Genomic DNA, 22,790 nt, shown 5'->3' with positions numbered 1-22,790 from the left:
TACTAAAAACTCAGGTAAAATCATTTTTATAAACTCAATATAGTTTTCCACGTTTATTATTTATCATTACAAAGATCTGTAGTTTTTAATTCACACACAACTTTTGAGATTGATCCATTTAAACCCAGAATCAGCGATAGCCAAATACTACAAAGCAATTCTACTTTATAGCTCTTTCATTAGCTCTATAACCATACTATGGTATGCTTAAATCACTAATTCAGATCTATTTTGTATAATTACTTTTCGTTTATCTGTCTATCACGATTCTGGGTTAAACGAGAATTAATTCACAGTAAATGTAGTTGCATATTTAAGGTATTACCTATTGTATTTCTTGTTCTGTAATTGTTCTGCAGTGAACTGATAGAATGATACAGCTTCGTCTACATATTTTTGATTTGGCACGCTAATTTCATTGATAGGTGTCATCACTTCATTTGCCTTATTTCCTTCAAACGAGTATTGTTTTACCTTTTGATTAGGGCTTAAGATTGTCAATGTATTATCTCTTATAAATCCTAAATCTTGATATGTAGCGATAAAGGCTCTAGGCACATAAGATTCTTTTAATACATCTGTACCGAAGAATTTAGAGTTATACTTGATGTTTAGAATTCCTAATAGAGTAGGAAGTACATCTATCTGCGAGATCATCTTATCATACTGCAGAGGTACTAACCCTTGTGGAGCATAGATCATCGCTGGGATTCTGTATTTATCTAGTGGCAATTGTGTTTTACCTGCACTAGAAGCACAGTGATCTGCAAGGATGACAAATATAGTATTGTCATACCACGGTTGTTTCTCTGCTAGTTCGAAGAACTGTTTGATAGCATAATCTGTATATCTTACTCCTTTATCTCTACTACTATCTAGATCTTTGTCTTTTATTACTCCATTAGGATAGGTAAAAGGGCGGTGATTACTCACAGTCATTATGTGGTTAAAGAAAGGTTGTCCTGTTTTAAACTCTTCATTCATTACTTCTATTGCCTTGTTTGCCATATCTCCATCAGCTACTCCCCAAATATTCTGAAATGTGATCTGATTAGGCTTGAAACTTGCTTTATCTACGATATCATATCCGTTACCACTGAAGAAGTCTTGCATATTATCGAAGTAAGCATCTCCTCCATATAAATACTTAACTGCGTATCCATTTTGGGCAAATATAGCACCTGTCGTAAATTTGTCTTTATTATCTTGACGTTTTACCACACTCTCACCTGGAGAAGGAGGGATACACATCGTGATCGCTTCTAATCCGCGTACTGTTCTATTACCTGTAGCATATGTAGTAGTAAAGAACACACTCTTCTTAGCTAAACTATCTAAGAACGGAGTAAGCTTTTTATCATTCCCATAAAATTCCATAAAGTCTGCACTAAGGCTCTCTATACTAATCAATACTACATTTTTCTTACTAGCTGCGGTATCTGATTGTATAGTTCTTAATAAAGACTCCCCACCGTTATAATCAGCATAGAATTGTTTTATGTTTTTTGTTATTTCTTCTTGTGGAAGTGTCTTGTAAAATTTCATATAGTCAATTACGCTATTATTAAACGCTTGATAGAATTTGTACACTCCATTGCTCTCTAGTTCTTCACTAAATATATTATCTGTATTAACTGGATTCATAATCTTATTTGCTAACGCTAGCGAAAAAGCGAACATAATTAGGTAACAGATACTGAAAATAACTTTATTTCTAAAAGGAACGATGTGTTTGACTACTTGTGCAGTTTTTTTGTAAGTAAAATAGGTCGCCACTAGAGTGATCGCTCCGATACCAATAAACAAAGGAACTACAGGATAAGATTCCATTATGTTACCAATGACTTCATTAGTATAAACAAGATAATCCACTGCAATAAAATTGTATCTCACCCCAAACTCATTCCAAAAAAAGAATTCACTTATCGTATTCTGAACTAAGACAAGAATGAATAGAAATAACACGAAGGCATAGTTAAACCTTCTTATAAAGATTCTTTTAGTTGGTAAGAATAAGCATAATCCAAAAAATGCAGTCTTTATAGATAAGAATGCTATCGCTAATTCAGGTAATATTCCTCCGTATTCATTGAAAATCGTTTTGCCAAATGTAACCCATCCCCACAATCCAACTAATATGGCAAAAATGATATAGCCATACGGTTTCTTATACTTTTCATCAGATATGAATATAAAGTATAACCAAAATACTGAGAAAGCTAAAGTGAATATAACTGCGTCTCGTAATAATCCTAATGAGAATATTAAAAGCAGTTCTCCTATACCAAAACTTGAATTTGTTATGGGGTGATTAATTAAGACTATTCTAAGTAGAATATTAAGCACAAGGTATAAGGATAACAAGTACTTATAAGGAGTGAAAAACGATGAATTTGTTGACATTTTCTAATTTAAACTAAATTATATAATTGATATAAATATTGTTGTTACTTCATATAACAGCAAAAGTAATGCCTTATTGTGTTTAATGTATTAAATTAATTATAAATATGCTAATGATTCTTTGTAAATAAGTTTTAGTTTAAATAAGCTTAATGAAATCCGAAATACTTTAAATTTATATAATCGCATTTTAGAAGTAAAAAATAAGTAAGTATTTGAATTTTAATACATTGAGTAAGATGTTGTATTTGGTGGATATAATTGAATTATTTTTTAAGAATCTTAATATACACTGAAAGGGTATTGCTTCTTTTCTTCTTAGGAGAGCTGTTTAAATATAATATTAAAGCGGATGAGGTGTGAATATAAAAGTGGACTATCACGCTCTGTGACATTCCCTTTATTTTTGGACGTGTAATAAAAAAACTAACAACAAATAATATGAACATTAGACACGACTGGACAAAGCAAGAGATACAAAAGGTATATGACACTCCTTTATTAGAATTGATTTATCAAGCCTCTATAGTACACCGCGAATATCACAACCCTAACGAAGTTCAAGTTAGTACGTTGTTATCTATTAAGACAGGGGGATGTACAGAGGACTGTTCATACTGTGGACAGGCTGCTAGATATCATACGGATATAAAGGTACAAAGCCTTCTGCCCTTACAGAAAGTATTAGATACAGCACAGAAGGCTAAGGATAGTGGTTCATCTCGCTTCTGTATGGCCGCAGCTTGGAGAGAAGTACGTGATAATCGAGACTTTGATAAGGTAATAGATATGGTTAAAGGAGTTAATGATATGGGATTAGAGGTATGCTGTACTTTAGGTATGCTGACCGAAGATCAAGCACAGCGACTGCAAGAGGCTGGATTATATGCTTATAACCACAATTTAGATACTTCAGAGGATCATTATGAGAATGTAATTTCAACACGTAAATTCTCTAATAGAATCAATACAATAGATAATGTCCGAAAGGCGGGAATCACTGTGTGTTCTGGGGGAATCATAGGATTAGGTGAGAAAGATGAGGATAGAATATCTATGTTACATACACTATCGACGATGGAGAAGCACCCGGAGTCTGTGCCTATTAACGCGTTAGTACGTGTGAAGGGAACGCCTATGGAGGATATGCCTAAAGTAGATACTTGGGATATGATTAGAATGATTGCCACAGCCCGAATTGTAATGCCTAAAACGATGGTCAGACTTAGTGCTGGCCGTGTAGAAATGTCTGAATACGAACAAGCGATGTGCTTTATGGCTGGGGCTAACTCTATGTTCTCTGGTGATAATGAGACATTATTAGTAACACCAAATCCTAGTCTATCAGCAGATCAGTTGTTACTTAAAAATCTTGGCTTAAACCCTATGAAAGCTAAAAAAGAGTTCGCGATATAAGCCATTATATCTTATTCTAGGTTAAAGAAAAAAGAGTCCTAATAGTGTTATGATTATTAGGACTTTTTTTATTGCTAATCTTGAAACGATAGATTATCGTGTCTTATTCTTCTTGAAGTGAACATCGAATTTAATTGATGTTTCATTATTGTATAGAAATTAGTGAGAGGGAATGGTTTTAATATTCTTAATTAGTATTTCATATTTAGTTATCGTTTACTTTGACATACTTTATATTATGTGTTGTTATTTATTCTCTAGACCAAATAAAATGACATATAAGTAAAATTAATATGGATAGAAGAGTCAAAAAGGAATGGTTTTTGGAATGTTGTTTATTGTAGCTCACATTTTAATATAAATTGAAATGATGATAATGAGGCATACGGGGTGTTTTTAGGTGAGACACTTGTATTTGATTTATGACGTAGGAGTTATTGTGTTTGTAGATTTCAGGTTTCTGATGTAATGGGGATTACTATCAGAAATTCTGGAATCTTTTTTTTGTTCTAAAATGAAGCAAGGTTTTGTTTATCAAATGGACTCTACTAGTTTCTATGATGAAGTTTATTGTTCGGTTTTAAAAATGTAATAAAAGTGAAAGGGATTGAGTTTTTTATAAAAAAAATGATGATTTGTTATAGTTTAGTAATTTGTGGTATGACAATGAAGTGTCTGATTTGTGATAGTAGTATTGATTCTAATGTAATACAAGATGATTTTGATAAAAGGAATTCTAGATAGTGACTAATTACATATTATGTAATTTCACTATTAGTCATAATAAATAGAAATTAAGCACGTGATATGATAATGTATATAATCTTTAGTAGCGTAGCTTATAGAGTTGGCCTAAATAAATAATCAAAAAAACAGAATATTTAAGTCTATGTATAGAATGAGTTCTGAAAGAATAGTAATAAAGTAAAGTAAATATGTATTGAAGTATGAAGATTAAATATCTGTTTTTAAGTAATATATGTTGTTTTTATTGCTTAGTTTTTGTTTAAAAAATGTTAAATTTTACTTTTTAAGTATTTTTATGTAATTTATAATGGAAAGAATTCTTTAAGAAAAGCTCTTATTTTATAAATTCTTTAATTTGAAATTTAATCTTGTATTTTTCTATTCTTACAGCCTCATTTGTTAAAAAAATAACGCATTCTTATATTGGTCGCATAACGTGATTTTTATTGTTTTTAAAATATTAAAAATATTAAGATATTATTACAAGTTATTCTTTAATGTATCAGTAAATACAGAGTTTAAGTATGACTTATGTCATATCGAAGTGTAAAGTAGCATTATACATTTGTATCAGTAAATAAGAGAGAGGTAACAATGTCGGAGTTACCTAATATTTAAAAACGTCTTTTTTAGTCTGTTTTTATTATGTAAGCTTAATTGTGTTTATTACTTATAACTTTAATAAGTTATAACAGTCGAAATGGGGAAAATACAAGGCAGTTGATGTATTAAAGCTTCCATTGGGAGAAGGAAGTACGTACGGATTAGAAAAGATTATTCTATAATTTTTTTTAATTATTGCATTATGAGACAATGTGCGCAAGTTTTAGTTGGAGTTTTGGTTTTAGGTTTAAGTATGTTATCTGTTAGCTGTAGTGCTGACGATAGTTTAAATGTTAAAGAAGAAACTTCTCTAGGTGTAAGTGGTATTAACATTGAAAAAAAGTGGATTGTAGCTCACTATGATTTCGAAGCGGATGTTAATAGAAGCGAGAAAGAAGCTTATCAGAAATCAGCTGTAGAGGTTGATATTATGAAAGGGGGAGTTTACAATGCTGTTGACAAGTACAGTTTAGAGAAATCTAATGGTCAATGGGTGCTTAATGGAGATGTAATCAGCTTAAGCAACACAGCCACAGGGGAAGTATTGAGATATAAGATTGAGGAACTAAACAGAGCTGATGCGAAAGTTAGTCCGATAAATCACAAAGACATCTCTTCAATTGAATTAGTGAGTTTTTCTAAATAAATTTAGTTAACCTTACGCTATTAAAAAAGCAATCTAGTTAATTCTAGATTGCTTTTTTGTTTATTATGGGTGTGATTATATTTTAGTTCTCTTTACGCGTACTTAAATAGGTAGCGATTAATGCGATGATATTCATTATCATTATAGTATAAAAGAATCCATTCCAGTTTCCTTTATTAACAAAGATGCCAGTAGAACTTCCTATTACACTAGATCCTACATAATAGAAGAACCAATATAATGCAGTAGCAGAACTCTTTGCTTCTTTGCCTAGTGTAGTGACTACTCGACTGGCGATAGTATGCCCACTAAAGAACGAGACTGTAAAGAATGTTAGTCCTATTAGTATAATAAATAAGTTATCCATATACATTCCTATAGTACCAACTAACATTAAGCTTAATGCGATAAGCATAATCTTACGAGGAGAATATCTATCAGATAGGCTACCAGCTACCATATTACCTACGATTCCAAAAGCATACATTAGGAATATCATCGCGATTAAGTAATGTGGTAAGTTATAAGGAGCTGCTTCTAATTTAAATCCTAGAAAGTTATATACACTTACGAAGGATCCCATTAAACATATAGCAACCAGATACATTGCCATTATTTTATAGTTCTTAAAGATAGATCTCATTTGAGATAATTTGTCTGCAATCTTAAGCTTTTTAGGTTCGAAGAATTTAGAGTCAGGAAAGTATATATAGAAGGCTATCGCTATTATCACAGCTATAATTCCAATAATAAATACTGCTGCCTGCCAACCAAACCAACCAGATACTAGTGCAGTAACTATACGTCCAAACATCCCTCCAAAAGTATTACCCGCTAGGTAAAAACTAATAGCGATACCTATGTATTTAGGATCTATCTCTTCTGCTAGGTAAGCTAATGTTACTGCTGATACACCTGAAATACACATCCCTTTAATAAAACTGATATTAACTAGAATAGAAAAATCATTGACAAAGGCTGATAGCAAGGTCAATAACGTAGAGGTCACGAGAGAAAATAGAATGATGTCTTTACGAGGATAGCTATCAGCTATAAAAGCGAATAGTAATAATCCGAATGCCATTCCCATAGTAGCTGCAGACACAAGATAGCTACTCTCTGCAGGAGTGACTTTAAAATAAGTAGTTATTTCTGAAAGGATAGGTTGAAAATTATAGAGCTGTGCGAATACAGATACTCCTACTAAAAATATACACCATTTAATTCGCTTATAGGTAGTTGTACCTTTAACTGCTCTTATTTCTTCTAAACTTTCTGTATATGTGGTGGTACTCATTTGATATTATTTTTGGTAAAGGTAGTAGGAAGTTATATATTAGTAAAACGGTATTTTTCTATCGTATCAATCGATAAAACCGATTAACTTATGGAACTAAGACAACTTAGATACTTTTTAAAAGCGAAGGAATTACTCAACTTTACTGAGGCATCAAAACACTTATTTATTACTCAAAGTACGTTATCGCAACAGATCAAACAATTAGAGGATGAATTAGGTCAACCGCTATTTGACCGTATAGGCAAGCGTATTTTCTTAACGGAGGCGGGAGAACTCTTTGCGTTTTACGCAGAGCGAAGTATACGTGCTGCTGAGGATGGGAAGTTACTATTAGAAGATCTAGAAGGACTAAAAACAGGTGTATTAAGAATAGGGCTGACATGGGGACTGAAGTCATTAGCTTTATCTTCTCTAAAGATGTTTAATGATTCTTATCCTGAAGTAAAGATAGAAGTGACGTTCGGTACGACTAATGAACTAATGGATGATCTATTAAAACAGAAGATAGACTTTGCACTTACCTACTTTGATGGAGTACATGAAGAAAATCTTATTTATGAGTCTGTCTTGACATCGGATATGGCACTTATGGTGGCTAAGGATTCGGAGTTAGCGAAGCTGAAAGGAATCAAGTTAAAAGATATAGAACAGTATCGATTAGCTCTACCTGTACTAGGGTTTAGTACACGTGATTTCTTAGATAGAGAGTTTAAGAAATATGGTGTAAAGCCCAATATAGCGATAGAGACTAATCAAACTTCTATGATTATAGATTTAGTAGAGCTAGGAGCTTATCAGACTATCCTAACTCACGCCACTGTAGATAACGAGTCTAACCTAAAAGCTATTCCGATAACGGATATAGATATGAAACGTGAAGCTGTAGTAATCCAATTAAAGGATAGTTACCATAAGAAGGGGGTACGTGTGTTCGTCGACTTATTATTAAACGAAAATAACAGGGGGTAAGGGCAATGCTGAATATAGTGTCTAATGCAGTATGTATTATGAGTTACTCCCTATGATCGTACGAAAGTTGTACACTTATTAGTAGTATTTTTTAAAATAGGTCGATTTGTCATAACCTTAGTAATACCGTTATAATCTTTAATTAATTTAAATAAGCTGTGTTTATTTTTAGGTATGCGCAAAGTAAATAGTACTAAAATTACTAGACTGATAATATAAGTCCTTGTATTTCCTGTATTTGAAAAGCTTTTTTCTTTTGTTAGCAAGTTTACTTTTTTATATTTGTCATTATTTAATTTGATTCTAAATAAATATAATAAGTAAATGATAAGAATAGTCTTAATTCTTATACTGATAATAGTTTCGTTTATTTCCATTTTTGTTGGTGTGAAGGATATCTCTGTATTTGATATTCACCGATTAAATCAGGATGAACTGTTGGTTATATTAGTAAGTAGGTTACCGCGAATGATATCTGTGTTGATAGCAGGTATCGGTATGAGTATATCTGGATTAATCGTACAACAGATCTCTATGAATAAGTTCGTATCGCCTACTACGATGGGAACACTTGATGCGTGTAAGATGGGAATACTGTTTAGTATGATGTTATTTCCAGGAGGAGGGATGATGTATAAGATGGTATTGTCATTTGCGATAGCGTTAATAGCAAGCGTTGTATTCTTAAAGATATCAAGTAAAATAAAAATGCGTAATATTATCTTTATTCCTTTAGTGGGGATAGTCTTTGGTAATATTTTGAACGCTATTTCTACATTTTTTGCCTATAGATCTAACCTTGTTCAGAATATGGAGGGGTGGTTGATAGGAGACTTTTCTTCCATTATTAAGGGTAACTATGAGATCTTATACTTAGGAGTGCCTATTGTACTCTTAAGTTATCTATATGCAAACAAGTTTACCATAGTAGGTCTAGGAGAGGAGACCGCTAGTAGCCTAGGTTTAAATCATAAGAAGATTACTTATTTAGGACTGATATTCGTAGCGATAACTTCTACAGTAGTAGTGTTGACAGCAGGTGTGATTCCGTTCTTAGGACTTATTATTCCTAATATAGTCAGCCTGATGTTTGGTGATAATTTAAAGAAGACTATTAGTTACACCGCATTGATAGGAGCTATCTTTTTAATGATCTGTGATATTATCAGCAGGCTGTTAATAGCACCTTATGAAATACCGATTGGGTTGACGGTGAGTATTATCGGAGGTGTGATATTCTTATTATTAATATTTAAACGAGCGAAAAATGTATAAGGGAAAGATTATTACAGTTTTGGCAGTCGTTTTAATGTTATTGATTGCTATCTATATGTTCACATTCACGGGGACAAAGCTTGATTATGTACTGCCAAGACGTGGGTATAAAGTCATTGCGATGATATTAATCTCATTTGCGATAGGGTATTCATCTATTATATTTCAAACTATATCAGCCAATAGAATATTGACGCCATCGATTATGGGGTTTGATTCATTCTATCTATTGATACAGTCAGTCTTAGTGCTGATGTATGGCGACAGAACATTCCAAGTGCTTAATTCAGAAACTAACTTTGCGATATCAGTAGTGCTAATGCTAGGATTCTCTCTAGTTATGTATTATTTAGTGTTTAAAAGAGAGAGTAAGAGTATGTATCTGTTGCTTTTAGTAGGATTATTAATGGGAACCTTGTTTAGGAGTTTTTCTTCCTTCATCGTGATGTTAATAGATCCAAATGAGTTTTTGATGATACAGTCGGCGATGTTTGCTTCATTTGATAAGATTAATCTTAACCTATTGGGGATATCAGCAGTCTTACTCGTCGTGTCGATGTTGATAGGGATTAAGTATTTCAGACAACTTGATGTATTGAGTTTAGGAAGAGAAAATGCCATAAGCCTAGGAGTCGATTATCACAAAGTAATCAAGGGTAATCTACTGATTATATCAGTGATGGTAGCTATCTCCACTGCATTAGTAGGGCCTATAACATTCTTAGGAATCTTAGTAGCTAACTTAACGTATGAGTTAGTCAAGAGCAGTAAGCACAGTCATATGGTACTTGTATGTTGTCTACTAACTGCCGTGACGGTAATAGGAGGACAGTATCTAGTAGAGCACCTATTTAATATGAGTACGACTATTAGTATTATTATAAACTTCGTAGGAGGAGTGTATTTTATTTATTTATTATTAAAGAGTAACAGAGGATGATAGAGGTAAAGAATGTATCTAAGTTATATGGAGAGAAGATGATCTTAAACGATGTATCAGTTTCTTTTCCAAAAGGGAAGATTACCTGCTTAGTAGGGGGAAATGGTACAGGGAAGAGTACGTTACTGTCTATCATTAGTCGCTTAGTGGCTAAAGATTCAGGACAAATAAATTTATTAGATAAAGACATTGTTAATTTTAAGAATAGAGACTTCGCCAAGAAACTCTCTATCTTAAAACAAGCAAATCATCCTAATGTACGCCTAACGGTAAAGGAGTTAGTGGAGTTCGGTCGTTTTCCCCATTCACAAGGTAGAATGACTGCTTTAGATAAAGAAAAGGTAGCTGAGAGCATCTCTTTTATGGGGATGACAGATATAGAGGATCAGTATATAGATGAGCTAAGTGGTGGACAGCGTCAGCGTACTTTCTTAGCGATGGTATTAGCACAGGATACAGAGTATATCTTATTAGATGAGCCTCTGAATAATCTAGATATGAAACACTCTGTTGAGATTATGAAGATACTTCGTGTCTTAGCAGATGACTATGGAAAAACGATAATTATTGTAGTGCACGACATTAATTATGCGTCTTCGTATGCAGATTATATTGCTGCAGTTAAGGATCACAAGATCATTCACTTCGGACTGACAGATGATATTATTAGAGAAGATATTATGAAGGAAGTCTTTGATATAGATATGACGATCGTAGATAACTGTAATAATAAAGTGTGTATATACTTTAAATAATTTTAACCAATTGAGTTGTTATGAGTAAATTTTTAATAAGCTGCGTGGCGGCTTCAGCTTTAATCTTTACTTCTTGTAAAGAGAATAAGACAGAGACTACAAGTGAGAATGTAGAGAAAGTATCGGTACAGCATTTATCAGGTACTACTGAAGTAAATGTAAATCCTAAAAATACAGTGGTTCTAACTTATGGAATGATGGATTCGTTTGAGGATTTAGGCATTGAGTTTAAAGGCGCTCCTATGGGAAATCTTCCAGCATACTTAGGTAAATATGCTGAGGATAAAAATATCTCTGATGTAGGTGGTATTAAAGAGCCAAATATGGAGAAAGTAAATGCTATCGAACCGGAACTTATCATTATATCTGCGCGTACTGCGTCTATGTATGATGAGTTTAGTAAAATAGCTCCTACGATTAATTTAGATATAGATACGAAAGATTATATGAATTCTTTTAAAGCAAATCAACGTACAATAGGTAAGTTATTTGGAAAAGAAGAAAAGGTAGAGCAAGAACTTAAAGCGATAGATGATCGTGTAGCTAAAATTAATGAAGCTACTGCGAAGTCTGATAAGACGGCTCTAGTGGTATTAGCTAACGAAGGACGCTTAAGTGCTTATGGTAAAGGGTCTCGTTTTGGGATTATCCACGATGTATTTGGAGTGAAACCAGCGGACCAAAAAATAGAAGTATCTACGCACGGACAGGCTATCTCTAATGAATTTATTAAGGAGTTAAACCCTGATTATATCTTCGTTATCGATAGAGGAGCTGCTATTAAGAGAGCGACTATGGGTAAAGAAGAATTTGCTAATGCATTAGTGAAACAAACAAATGCTTATAAAAACGATAAGATCATCTTCTTAAATCCAGAGGTATGGTACTTATCAGGAGGAGGACTTAAGTCTATCAAAATGATGTTAGACGAAGTAGAGCAAGCAATTGCTGAATAATTTTAATTTTAATTCGCGATAAAAGCTATCTATTTAGGTAGCTTTTATTGTGAATTAGTGTTGTGACTTGTACTGTTTTATATGGATAGACAAGTGTAGTATGTAAAAAAAGCCCTAATGAACTAACATTAGGGCTTTTTATATATGTGTGCCTCTTGCTTAATCTTCTACTTCATCAAAAACAGGCACAGGGCGTTTGCTTTCATTGATAGCAACTAATGTAAATGTACCAGTCATTGCTTTCTCTCTACCATCTCTATACATACTCTCTACGAATACATCTACACGTACATCTAAACTCGTTCTTCCTACGCGAACGACAGTTCCGATAAGTTCTACAAGTGTTCCTGCAGGGATAGGGTGATTAAAGTCAATCTTATCACTAGATACTGTCACGATAGGCTTGCGACAAAAACGAGTAGCAGTCATAAACGCTATTTCGTCCATAATATACATAACGGCACCACCGAACATTGTGTTGTGGTGATTCGTTTGACCTGGGAATACAGCTTTAAATACGTGTGTTTCTGAATCCTTTATTTTCTTTTGGATACGTAATTCTCTGTTTGTTAGTTGACCTTCCATATTGTTGTAATGATTCTTTGTCTGTTAATTATTACTATTAATTGCTCGTAATTATGGAATAGCTATTTTGGCTTTAATCTCTTCACTGTACAGCTCTTTCGTATTGTCATAAGTGAAAGAATGATGTGTACAGTTCATGTTGCTTCAAATCGCGAAAGCAATACCATAATGTTATATGTAACAGCTTAGAAGGTAATCTGACTTATAATAGGGTGCTATTATTTACAGTTGCGCGACAGCTCGTGAATTTCACACGATTCCCCTAACTAGAACTTGTTAGTTAACATATAACGTTGCAAATATAAGTACTAATAATGGGAAATGATAAATACAATTTAAATCTTAGGCAATATTTAAGGGGATTGTTGTGAATTTATCTGTTTTAGATTGTTCAGAGTACAAGTAAAAAGGATAAGAGTAGTTCATTTAAATAGCTTAACTTTACCGTATCAATAAATGGGAACTAATAATATAATATTACTCTTCTCAATAGAGTTAGCTTACCTTTGATAGGAAGTTAGGTTGTAACAAAACAAAATATTATTGGTGTAAAAAAACTTTGAAAAGTCTATGTTTATTGTATCAGGGGTTTGAAATAAAGCCTTTTCTCAAGACCATTCTTTAAGGTCAATATCAAAAAAAATCACATCAAATAGTAATAGAGCAAAACAGGCATTTTTACGCACTTTTCTTGCAGTTTTTTGTGGAGTGAGTCCATAGTGAGTCCATAATGAGTCCATAGTGAGTCCATTAATTTGGCTGAATTAATGCTGTCATTATGGATACACGATGCTGTCAGTATAGTTTCATACAAAGTTAAGCAGTAACTTCATACACGGGAAGGGGCAAATAAGGGGCTTTTTTCTTGAGATAAGTGATATAATCTACAATCCTTGGGCGAATTAAAATATTGATTTATAATAGGGTATAAGTTATAATCTGTGAAAAAGTTATGAATTTTAAATTTGATGAACAAGAATGAGGTGCACTCAAAAGGGAGAGATGTGAAAGTCGAGACAACCTCAGTGTTTATAAATTGAACTATCTCATATTACTTGTTTAGAATTAATTTGTTTAATAGAGGCAATTGTTTATTTTTAGAGTCTATTAAACCAATTATGAAACAATTACATTACGACCGCAAAAAACTAACTGACCAAGAGTTACTTGGATTGTATAAAAAACTACTTAAGCCTCGTATGATAGAGGAGAAGATGCTTATCTTGATCAGACAGGGTAAAGTATCTAAATGGTTCTCAGGTATCGGACAGGAGGCTATTAGTGTAGGAGTCACTGCTAGTTTAGAGCAGGATGAGTATATCTTACCGATGCACCGTAACTTAGGTGTGTTTACTTCTAGAGATATCCCTCTACATCGCTTATTCTCTCAATGGCAGGGGAAAGCAAATGGCTTCACTAAAGGTCGTGAGCGTTCATTCCACTTTGGAACGCAAGAATACCATATCGTAGGGATGATCTCTCATCTAGGGCCACAGTTAGGAGTAGCTGACGGGATTGCTTTAGCACACAAATTACGAAAAGAGAAGAAAATAACCGCTGTATTCACAGGAGAAGGAGGTACGTCAGAAGGAGACTTTCACGAGGCGTTAAATATTGCTTCAGTATGGGAGTTGCCTGTACTTTTTGTGATTGAGAATAACGGCTATGGACTATCTACACCTACCAATGAACAGTACAGATGTGAGCATCTCGCTGATCGTGCTAAGGGTTATGGAATGGAGAGTCATATCATCGATGGAAATAATATCTTAGAGGTATATCAGCAGATTAGTGCTTTAGCTCAATCTATGCGTGAGAACCCTAGACCTATATTGATAGAGTTCATAACTTTTAGAATGCGTGGACACGAGGAAGCTAGTGGTACGAAGTATGTGCCTCAGGAATTGATGGATATGTGGCAACTAAAGGATCCTGTAGAGAATTATAAAGTGTATCTTAAGAAGATAGGTGTACTATCAGATAAGTTAGATGATAAAATTAGAGAAGAGTTTAAATTAGAAATAGATAGAGACTGGAAAGCAACACAAGAGGAACCTACTTTAGTAGCTGACCTAGCTACTGAATTGGCAGATATGTATGCGCCATTTGAATATGAAGAAGTAAAACCAACAGCTGAGGTTGCAAATATTAGATTAATAGATGCGATATCAGAAGGATTAAAACAATCTTTTGAACGTCACGATGATTTGATCATTATGGGACAGGACATTGCTGAGTATGGTGGAGCGTTTAAAGTGACAGATGGTTTCGTGGAGCAATTTGGCAAAGGGCGTATCCGCAATACTCCTATTTGTGAAAGTGCTGTAGTATCTGCTGCGATGGGGTATTCTATCAAAGGAGGAAAGGCAATAATGGAGATGCAGTTTGGTGATTTTGTGTCTACAGGTTTTAATCCTATTGTCAATTATTTGGCGAAGATACATTATAGATGGAATGAGAAGGCGGATGTAGTGATACGTATGCCTTGTGGTGGTGGTACTCAGGCAGGGCCATTTCACTCTCAGACTAATGAGGCGTGGTTCACTAAGACACCTGGTCTAAAGGTGGTTTATCCTGCGTTTCCTTATGATGCGAAGGGACTGATGGCAACAGCGATTAACGATCCTAACCCTGTTATATTTTTTGAACATAAGATGCTGTATAGAAGTATTTATCAAGATGTACCTAAAGGATATTATACATTGCCATTCGGGAAGGCAGCTGTATTAAGAGAAGGTGAGGATGTGACAGTTATCTCTTTTGGAGCAGGTGTACATTGGGCAATGGAAGTCTTAGATAAGCACCCTGATATCAAGGCAGATTTGATAGATTTACGCACATTACAACCTTTAGATGAGGAAACTGTATATAAATCAGTAAAAAGAACAAATAAAGTTATAATTTTGCAAGAAGATTCCCTGTTTGGTGGAATTGCAAGTGATATGTCGGCGATGATTATGGAGAATTGTTTTGAATACTTAGATGCCCCAGTAAAAAGGGTCGCTAGTTTAGAAACAGCCATACCATTTGTGAAAGCTTTAGAAGATCAATATCTGCCTAAGGACAGATTTGAAACAGCGCTATTAGAATTAATAGCCTATTAGAATAGAAAAGAACTACACAACTATAACAAGAATATGAATAACACAATCACAACAACGGATTTTGAATTTCCAAATCAAAAGTCAGTTTACCACGGAAAAGTAAGAGAAGTTTATAACATAGCCGATGACTTATTAGTCATGGTAGCTACGGATAGACTATCAGCTTTTGACGTTATTATGCCTAAGGGGATTCCCTTTAAAGGACAAATCTTAAATCAGATAGCAACTAAGTTTATGGAGATGACAAGTGACATCGTTCCTAACTGGTTAGTAGCTACACCAGATCCTAACGTTGCGGTAGGACATGTATGTGAGCCGTTTAAAGTAGAGATGGTAATCAGAGGTTATCTAGCAGGTCATGCAGCGCGTGAGTATGCAGAGGGTAAGAGAGTGTTATGTGGTGTAACATTAGCTGAAGGGCTAAAAGAGAACGATAAGTTGCCTTCACCGATAATCACTCCTTCTACGAAAGAAGATGTAGGAGCGCACGATGTGGATATCTCTAGAGAAGATATTCTATCAAGAGGAATTGTCTCAGAGGAGGATTACTTAGTTTTAGAACAATATACACGAGCTCTTTATCAAAGAGGAAGTGAGATAGCAGCTAAAAGAGGGTTGATACTTGTAGATACTAAATATGAGTTTGGAAAGACTAAAGACGGTAAGATTGTGTTGATCGATGAGATACATACTCCTGACTCTTCTAGATACTTCTATACAGAAGGGTATGAAGAAAGACAGGCAAAAGGTGAGGCGCAGAAGCAATTGTCAAAAGAGTTCGTAAGACAATGGTTAATTGGCAATGGTTTTCAAGGGAAGGAAGGACAAGCTATCCCAGAGATGACTGATGAATATATCACAACTGTTTCTGATAGATATATTGAACTATATGAGAACATCATTGGCGAACCTTTTGTTAAGGCAGATGTATCGAGTATTAATGAACGTATAGAAAATAATGTCTTGGCATTTTTAGCTAAGAAATAATGAATAGATTATGGAGTTATTGAATAGTTTACAGTGGCGCTATGCTACTAAGAAATATAATAGCACAGTAAAAGTAGCTGATGATAAAGTAATGCAGATCATAGAGGCAGCTCGTATGGCACCTACTTCTTCTGGTTTACAGCCATTCGAAATGATCTTAATTAAGAATCAAGAGTTAAAAGAGAAGTTGTTACCTGTAGTGATGAATCAAAGTCAGGTGAAAGATAGCTCTCATGTTTTAGTTTTTGCAGCTTGGGATTCATACACAGAGGAGCGTATAGATGCTGTGTTTAATAACGTAGAATCAATTAGAGAGTTAACTCCTGGTACGATGAACGATTATAAGGCTTCTATCAAAAGTAATTTTGGAAGTATGTCTAAAGAGCAACAATTTAATCATGCAGCACGTCAGGCTTATATTGCATTTGGTATTGCAATAGCAGCAGCAGCTGAGTTAAGAGTAGATGCTTCTCCTATGGAGGGGTTCTATAATGATCAACTAGATGAAGCATTAGGGTTAGATAAGGAAGGTCTTAAGAGTGTAACTATTTTAGCCTTAGGGGAAAGAGATCATGAAAATGATTGGCTGTTACCTATGAAAAAAGTACGATTTGCTTTAGAAGATATTTTAACAATTATAGAATAGATAGTATCCCCTCATTTGAGGGGATATTTTTTTATAGTTGATTGTGAATTTCATAATTTAGATTTGTTAAAAAAGCTTTAATTTTTTGATAGTGTAATTTTTTTACTCTTTGATTGTTTGATTCGTAATGTATGTGCGTATTAATTCAATATAATGGAGAACTATATGTTAGCTTTTTTATCGATAATATTTTATATTCGTAACGAGTAAATTAGTATATTTTACAATGAGTCAAAAAGAAACAAAAACAGCCCTTTCTTACGATGATTTTAAGAAAGAGGTAATTCAAGATTATAAAATTGCGAAACTAAGTAGAGAATGTAGTTTACTTGGAAGACGTGAAGTACTTACTGGAAAAGCTAAGTTTGGAATTTTTGGTGATGGAAAAGAGGTGCCACAATTAGCGCTGGCAAAGGCTTTTCAGAATGGAGATTTTAGATCTGGATACTACCGCGATCAAACATTTATGATGGCGATAGGACAATTAACAGTAGAACAATTTTTTGCTGGACTTTTTGGACATGCAGATATAGAGAATGATCCTATGTCAGGAGGTCGTCAAATGGGAGGGCACTTTGCTACTCACAGTTTAGATGAAAATGGCAACTGGAAAAAGTTAGTTGATCAAAAGAACTCAAGTGGAGATATTTCTCCTACTGCAGGGCAAATGCCTAGATTATTAGGTTTAGCTCAAGCTTCTAAATACTATAGAGAATTTGCCGATGCAGATAAAGAAGGAAACTTCTCTGTAAAAGGTAATGAAGTAGCATGGGGAACTATTGGTAATGCTTCTACATCTGAAGGATTATTCTTTGAAACGATTAATGCAGCTGGAGTTTTACAAGTTCCTATGGTAATGAGTGTATGGGATGACCAATATGGTATCTCTGTACATGCTAAATACCAAACAACAAAAGAAAATATCTCAGAGATATTAAAAGGATTCCAAAGAGATGAAGCTGGTAAAGGATATGAAATTCTACGTGTAAAAGGGTGGGATTATGTAGCTTTAGTAGATACATATAGTAAGGCATCTAAAATAGCGAGAGAAGAACATGTACCTGTATTAGTACACGTACAAGAATTAACTCAACCTCAAGGACACTCTACTTCTGGATCTCATGAGAGATATAAAAGCCCAGAGAGATTAGAATGGGAGGTAGAACACGACTGTGTAGCTCAAATGAGAAGCTGGATGATATCTTCTGATATTGCTACTGCTGAAGAGCTTGATGAGTTAGATAAACAGCTTAAGAAAGAAGTATTAGATGGAAAGAAAGCAGCGTGGAAAGCATATGTAGATCCTGTAGTTGCTGAAAGAGATGAGTTGCTAGTAGTTTTAAATACAGTGGCTGCTTCTAGTGCGAATAAAGTGTTTATTGAAAAAATGGCTAATGATTTAGCTGGCATCAAAGAACCTATCAGAAAAGACATCATGACTGTAGCGCGTAAGGTGCTTAGAATGGTAGTTAAAGAAGCTGGAAAAGCTACTTTGGTTCAGTATATCAACGAATTCTTTACTAAGAATCAACCACGTTACAGTTCTCACTTAATGTCTGAGACTGCTCATAAGGCAGTTAATGTACAGAACATTGCCCCTACTTATGATGCAGATGCAGAAGAAGTGGATGCTCGTGTGCTTTTAAGAGGTAACTTTGATTATATCTTAGAGAATCACAAGAACGTAATGATCTTTGGGGAAGACTCTGGAACAATCGGTGATGTTAACCAAGGATTAGAAGGACTTCAAGAGAAACACGGTATAAATAGAGTTACTGATACAGGTATTAGAGAGGCAACTATTCTAGGGCAAGGTATCGGTATGGCTATGCGTGGATTAAGACCTATCGCAGAGATACAATATTTAGATTATTTATTATACGCTATTCAGATTATGAGTGATGACCTAGCTACTCTTCAGTACAGAACAGTAGGACGTCAAAAAGCGCCATTAATCGTTAGAACACGTGGACATAGATTAGAAGGTATCTGGCATTCAGGATCTCCGATGGGGATGATTATTAATGCAATTAGAGGAATGCACGTTTTAGTCCCTCGTAATATGACTAAAGCAGCAGGTTTCTATAATACATTGTTAGAAAGCGATGAGCCAGCATTATTAATTGAATGTTTAAACGGATACCGTTTAAAAGAGAAAATGCCTAATAATCTAGGTCAGTTTAAAACTCCTATCGGTGTAGTAGAAACAATCAAAGAAGGTAAGGATATAACTATCGTATCTTACGGTTCTACGTTAAGAATAATCGAGCAAGCTGCTAAAGAATTATTAGAAGTAGGTATTGATGTTGAGGTTATAGATGCTCAGTCATTATTGCCATTCGATTTAAATCACGATATAGTGAAGAGTCTTGAGAAAACAAATCGTCTATTAGTAGTAGATGAGGATGTACCAGGAGGAGCTTCAGCATATATTCTTCAAAAAGTATTAGAAGAACAAAAAGGTTACCGTCATTTAGATAGTGAGCCTCATACGTTAACTTCTAAAGAACACAGACCTGCTTATGGTACAGATGGAGATTACTTCTCTAAGCCATCATCAGAAGATGTATTTGAAAAAGTTTATGCAATTATGAATGAGGTTGATCCTAATTTGTATCCTGCATTATATTAAAAATATGAAGTAAAAACCTCCCATTATGGGAGGTTTTTATTTTAAAATCACTTTTCATCAAACAATTTGTAATAAAAAGCCTTTTTTTATTCGCATTTCTTTATTGATATATTATACTTAAAATGGTTTTAATACTATCAGAGTTCTAATGGTTTCGGGCTAAATAGTTCCCTATTTATTATGAAAGCATACAAAATATCTTTATTTTTGCAATTGTTTTTTTAAACATAGTTATATTATGGTAAACGATTTATTTGACAGAATACAGAAAAATAAAGGGCCTTTAGGAAAATGGGCATCTCAAGCAGAAGGATATTATGTTTTTCCTAAGTTAGAAGGACCTTTGTCAAATCGTATGATGTTTCATGGAAAAGAAGTTATTAACTGGAGTATCAATGATTATTTAGGTTTATCTAATCACCCAGAAGTAAGAAAAGTAGATGCTGAAGCTGCTGCTGAATATGGTGCTGCATACCCAATGGGTGCGCGTATGATGTCTGGTCACACTACAATGCACGAGCAATTACAAGATGAGTTAGCTGCATTTGTTGATAAAGAAGCTGCTTATTTATTAAACTTTGGTTACCAAGGGATGGTTTCGATCATCGATGCTTTAGTGACTAAGAATGATGTGATTGTATATGATGTAGATTCACATGCATGTATTATTGATGGTGTTCGTTTACATATGGGTAAGCGTTTTACTTATAAACACAATGATATCGAAAGTTTCGAAAAGAATATGGAGAGAGCAACTAGAATGGCTGAAACTACAGGTGGAGGTATTTTAGTGATCACTGAAGGAGTATTCGGAATGAGAGGTCAACAAGGAAAACTAAAAGAAATTGTAGCTCTAAAAGAGAAGTATAATTTCCGTTTGTTAGTTGATGATGCTCACGGATTCGGTACATTAGGTACTACAGGAGCAGGAGCAGGAGAAGAGCAAGGATGTCAAGATGGTATCGATGTTTACTTCTCTACATTTGCTAAGTCTATGGCTTCTATTGGTGCATTCGTAGCAGCGGATAAAGACATTATTGATTATTTAAAATATAACCTACGTTCTCAAATGTTCGCAAAATCATTACCAATGATTTTCACGCAAGGGGCATTAAAACGTTTAGATCTTTTAAGAAGTAATCCTTCTTTAAAAGCTAAATTATGGGAGAATGTTAACTTACTTCAGAATGGACTAAAGGATAGAGGATTTAACATCGGTGATACTAACACTTGTGTGACTCCTGTTTATTTAGAAGGAAGTATCCCTGAAGCAATGGTAATGGTAAATGACTTGAGAGAGAATCACAGTATTTTCTTATCTATCGTGGTTTATCCTGTAATTCCTAAAGGAATCATCTTATTGAGAATGATCCCTACTGCTACTCACACTAAAGAAGATATCGACGTAACGCTTAAAGCTTATGAAGTTATCCGTGAGAAGTTAGAGAACGGTACTTACAAACAAATCGCTGAAGCAACTACTGTAGATGTATCTTAATACAGAAACAGTTATTATGTATATAAAAAAAGGAACCTAATGTTAGGTTCCTTTTTTTGTCTCTAAATCTCTCTATAAATGTAATTAGAGTATGTTATTTAGCACTTCTTGATAATCTATATCCAATGTAAATCAACGGTATTGTTCCTGTCATTACTAAGACAGTTGTGAACAAAGCGTCTTCTGTGAATAGAGATACAATAGAGCTTGCTATAAAACATAATCCTAATTGTATTGTGTTTTGTAATCCTGCTGCTTTACCTGAGTTGTTAGGGTATAATTTTAACGCTTCTGATACTACTATCGGGTAACATGCTCCGTTGACAAAAGCCATTAAACAGAATGGTATTAATAAAGTAGTTAAAGTAGGGTTTGTGAATATAGCTAATGCGGTAAGTGAACCTACAGCTATGATGTATAAAGCTATAAAATACGGCATTAATACACTTCCTTCTACTTTAGATGATAATGTTCTGTATCCAAAACCTCCTATCAAGAAAGCTATTGTTTGAGGGACAAAACTAAAACCTATTTCACTTTCACTGTATCCCATTTCTTTTAAGAAGAAAGGTGATCCCGTTAACCAAGCAAAGAATGCTGCTGAACAAAGTGCGTAAATCAATACATTCCCTAAGTATTTCTTTGACTTAAGTAACGAGAAGTATGACGCATTCTGTGGTTTTACCTCGTGTTCTTTAATTTCCTTTTCTTTTTTATCCTCTTTGATCGTGAATGTATAAAGAATTAAAAGTACAGAGATAATAGCTAATGTAATAAAGATAGATCTCCATCCAAAGTGATTAAGTAAGTAAACACCTAGTAATGGAGCTAAAGCTGGTGATAATGCCACTAATGGCATAATAGAAGCAAATACTTTATTGGTTTCTTCTGATGGGTATTTCTCTATTACTAAGGCTTGCCAACTAACTGCTGCTGCACATACACCTATCGCTTGTATAAGGCGTAAGAATATAAAGGCAGTTACACTTCCTGTGAAGAATATCGCAAGTGATGATAAGGTGAATATACTTAATCCTATGATGATAGTTTTGGGCTTTCCTAGTTTGTCAGAGATTGGACCCCACATTAATTGCGCTATAGCATATCCTGCTAAGAATAAGCTTAGGGTTGCACTAATGTTACTTTTTGAAGTATTTAGATCAATACGCATTTTATCAAATGCTGGTAGATACATATCTGTGGCTAGAAAACCAATAATACTCAATCCAACGAGGTATACTAAAAAGACAAAGCTATTCTTATTTTTTTGTGGCATATATTGAAAATTTTAGAATCGGCAAAAGTACGCTAATTATATAAGTCTGATA

The 22,790-nt window shown here is 34.1% G+C and carries 16 protein-coding genes and 1 riboswitch; of the genes, 12 read left to right on the top strand and 4 right to left on the bottom strand.

The features are described 5' to 3' along the window. Positions 1 to 321: 321 nt before the first annotated feature. Complete coding sequence (locus CF599_RS16235) at positions 322 to 2,403, bottom strand: LTA synthase family protein (RefSeq protein WP_121967028.1); 2,082 nt, start codon at positions 2,401 to 2,403, stop codon at positions 322 to 324. Positions 2,404 to 2,844: 441 nt separating this feature from the next. Between CF599_RS16235 and bioB the strand changes: the two genes are divergently transcribed. After that, positions 2,845 to 3,819, top strand: a complete 975-nt coding sequence (gene bioB / locus CF599_RS16230) for a biotin synthase BioB (RefSeq protein ID WP_121967027.1) — start codon at positions 2,845 to 2,847, stop codon at positions 3,817 to 3,819. A gap of 1,552 nt (positions 3,820 to 5,371) precedes the next feature. Continuing rightward, entirely contained in the window at positions 5,372 to 5,815 is a 444-nt protein-coding gene (locus CF599_RS16225; RefSeq protein WP_121967026.1) for a hypothetical protein, read from the top strand. Between the two features lie 82 nt (positions 5,816 to 5,897). Here CF599_RS16225 and CF599_RS16220 read toward each other — a convergent pair whose 3' ends face one another. After that, positions 5,898 to 7,112 carry an MFS transporter gene (locus CF599_RS16220; protein WP_121967025.1) on the bottom strand — a complete coding sequence of 405 codons (1,215 nt, stop codon included), beginning with the start codon at positions 7,110 to 7,112 and terminating at the stop codon, positions 5,898 to 5,900. Between the two features lie 90 nt (positions 7,113 to 7,202). Here CF599_RS16220 and CF599_RS16215 point away from each other — a divergent pair, with 90 nt between their 5' ends. The 5 genes from CF599_RS16215 to CF599_RS16195 all read left to right on the top strand — a co-directional run bounded on the left by CF599_RS16215 (position 7,203) and on the right by CF599_RS16195 (position 12,010). Continuing rightward, a complete protein-coding gene (locus tag CF599_RS16215; RefSeq protein ID WP_121967024.1) occupies positions 7,203 to 8,084 on the top strand; it encodes a LysR substrate-binding domain-containing protein in 882 nt (293 codons plus the stop codon). Between the two features lie 324 nt (positions 8,085 to 8,408). Continuing rightward, entirely contained in the window at positions 8,409 to 9,359 is a 951-nt protein-coding gene (locus CF599_RS16210; protein ID WP_121967023.1) for an ABC transporter permease, read from the top strand. Next, entirely contained in the window at positions 9,352 to 10,299 is a 948-nt protein-coding gene (locus tag CF599_RS16205) for an iron chelate uptake ABC transporter family permease subunit (protein ID WP_121967022.1), read from the top strand. Before CF599_RS16210 ends, CF599_RS16205 begins: the two co-directional genes overlap by 8 nt. Further along, positions 10,296 to 11,054 carry an ABC transporter ATP-binding protein gene (locus tag CF599_RS16200; protein WP_121967021.1) on the top strand — a complete coding sequence of 253 codons (759 nt, stop codon included), beginning with the start codon at positions 10,296 to 10,298 and terminating at the stop codon, positions 11,052 to 11,054. Before CF599_RS16205 ends, CF599_RS16200 begins: the two co-directional genes overlap by 4 nt. Before the next feature lie 20 nt (positions 11,055 to 11,074). After that, positions 11,075 to 12,010, top strand: a complete 936-nt coding sequence (locus CF599_RS16195) for a siderophore ABC transporter substrate-binding protein (RefSeq protein ID WP_121967020.1) — start codon at positions 11,075 to 11,077, stop codon at positions 12,008 to 12,010. Positions 12,011 to 12,169: 159 nt separating this feature from the next. On the opposite strand, the gene CF599_RS16190 is transcribed toward CF599_RS16195, so the two are convergent. Next, positions 12,170 to 12,595: an acyl-CoA thioesterase gene (locus CF599_RS16190; RefSeq protein WP_121967019.1), complete on the bottom strand. Its 426-nt coding sequence runs from the start codon at positions 12,593 to 12,595 to the stop codon at positions 12,170 to 12,172. 169 nt (positions 12,596 to 12,764) lie between these two features. After that, positions 12,765 to 12,923, bottom strand: a riboswitch (cobalamin riboswitch). Positions 12,924 to 13,713: 790 nt separating this feature from the next. Here CF599_RS16190 and CF599_RS16185 point away from each other — a divergent pair. From CF599_RS16185 to CF599_RS16165, 5 genes are all read left to right on the top strand, one after another. After that, entirely contained in the window at positions 13,714 to 15,699 is a 1,986-nt protein-coding gene (locus tag CF599_RS16185) for a thiamine pyrophosphate-dependent enzyme (RefSeq protein WP_121967018.1), read from the top strand. A gap of 33 nt (positions 15,700 to 15,732) precedes the next feature. Next, positions 15,733 to 16,686 (top strand): phosphoribosylaminoimidazolesuccinocarboxamide synthase, encoded by a 954-nt coding sequence (locus tag CF599_RS16180; RefSeq protein WP_121967017.1) that lies wholly within the window; start codon positions 15,733 to 15,735, stop codon positions 16,684 to 16,686. Positions 16,687 to 16,696: 10 nt separating this feature from the next. Further along, positions 16,697 to 17,332 (top strand): nitroreductase family protein, encoded by a 636-nt coding sequence (locus tag CF599_RS16175; protein ID WP_121967016.1) that lies wholly within the window; start codon positions 16,697 to 16,699, stop codon positions 17,330 to 17,332. A gap of 226 nt (positions 17,333 to 17,558) precedes the next feature. Beyond that, positions 17,559 to 19,964 (top strand): thiamine pyrophosphate-dependent enzyme, encoded by a 2,406-nt coding sequence (locus tag CF599_RS16170; RefSeq protein ID WP_121967015.1) that lies wholly within the window; start codon positions 17,559 to 17,561, stop codon positions 19,962 to 19,964. A 238-nt stretch (positions 19,965 to 20,202) separates the two neighbouring features. Next, entirely contained in the window at positions 20,203 to 21,462 is a 1,260-nt protein-coding gene (locus CF599_RS16165; protein WP_121967014.1) for an aminotransferase class I/II-fold pyridoxal phosphate-dependent enzyme, read from the top strand. A gap of 94 nt (positions 21,463 to 21,556) precedes the next feature. Here CF599_RS16165 and punC read toward each other — a convergent pair whose 3' ends face one another. After that, a complete protein-coding gene (gene punC / locus CF599_RS16160; RefSeq protein WP_121967013.1) occupies positions 21,557 to 22,738 on the bottom strand; it encodes a purine nucleoside transporter PunC in 1,182 nt (393 codons plus the stop codon). Positions 22,739 to 22,790: the final 52 nt, after the last annotated feature.

This window comes from Myroides sp. N17-2, assembly GCF_002286775.1.
Taxonomy (GTDB): domain Bacteria; phylum Bacteroidota; class Bacteroidia; order Flavobacteriales; family Flavobacteriaceae; genus Flavobacterium.
The sequence above is the reverse complement of the archived record's forward strand: the minus strand, read 5'-3'. Positions and strand labels throughout refer to the sequence as shown.

Coding starts and splice junctions, on each gene's coding strand:
- CF599_RS16235 (WP_121967028.1), bottom strand. CDS start 2,403: ATGTCAACAAATTCATCGTTTTTCACTCCTTATAAGTACTTGTTATCC.
- bioB (WP_121967027.1), top strand. CDS start 2,845: ATGAACATTAGACACGACTGGACAAAGCAAGAGATACAAAAGGTATAT.
- CF599_RS16225 (WP_121967026.1), top strand. CDS start 5,372: ATGAGACAATGTGCGCAAGTTTTAGTTGGAGTTTTGGTTTTAGGTTTA.
- CF599_RS16220 (WP_121967025.1), bottom strand. CDS start 7,112: ATGAGTACCACCACATATACAGAAAGTTTAGAAGAAATAAGAGCAGTT.
- CF599_RS16215 (WP_121967024.1), top strand. CDS start 7,203: ATGGAACTAAGACAACTTAGATACTTTTTAAAAGCGAAGGAATTACTC.
- CF599_RS16210 (WP_121967023.1), top strand. CDS start 8,409: ATGATAAGAATAGTCTTAATTCTTATACTGATAATAGTTTCGTTTATT.
- CF599_RS16205 (WP_121967022.1), top strand. CDS start 9,352: ATGTATAAGGGAAAGATTATTACAGTTTTGGCAGTCGTTTTAATGTTA.
- CF599_RS16200 (WP_121967021.1), top strand. CDS start 10,296: ATGATAGAGGTAAAGAATGTATCTAAGTTATATGGAGAGAAGATGATC.
- CF599_RS16195 (WP_121967020.1), top strand. CDS start 11,075: ATGAGTAAATTTTTAATAAGCTGCGTGGCGGCTTCAGCTTTAATCTTT.
- CF599_RS16190 (WP_121967019.1), bottom strand. CDS start 12,595: ATGGAAGGTCAACTAACAAACAGAGAATTACGTATCCAAAAGAAAATA.
- CF599_RS16185 (WP_121967018.1), top strand. CDS start 13,714: ATGAAACAATTACATTACGACCGCAAAAAACTAACTGACCAAGAGTTA.
- CF599_RS16180 (WP_121967017.1), top strand. CDS start 15,733: ATGAATAACACAATCACAACAACGGATTTTGAATTTCCAAATCAAAAG.
- CF599_RS16175 (WP_121967016.1), top strand. CDS start 16,697: ATGGAGTTATTGAATAGTTTACAGTGGCGCTATGCTACTAAGAAATAT.
- CF599_RS16170 (WP_121967015.1), top strand. CDS start 17,559: ATGAGTCAAAAAGAAACAAAAACAGCCCTTTCTTACGATGATTTTAAG.
- CF599_RS16165 (WP_121967014.1), top strand. CDS start 20,203: ATGGTAAACGATTTATTTGACAGAATACAGAAAAATAAAGGGCCTTTA.
- punC (WP_121967013.1), bottom strand. CDS start 22,738: ATGCCACAAAAAAATAAGAATAGCTTTGTCTTTTTAGTATACCTCGTT.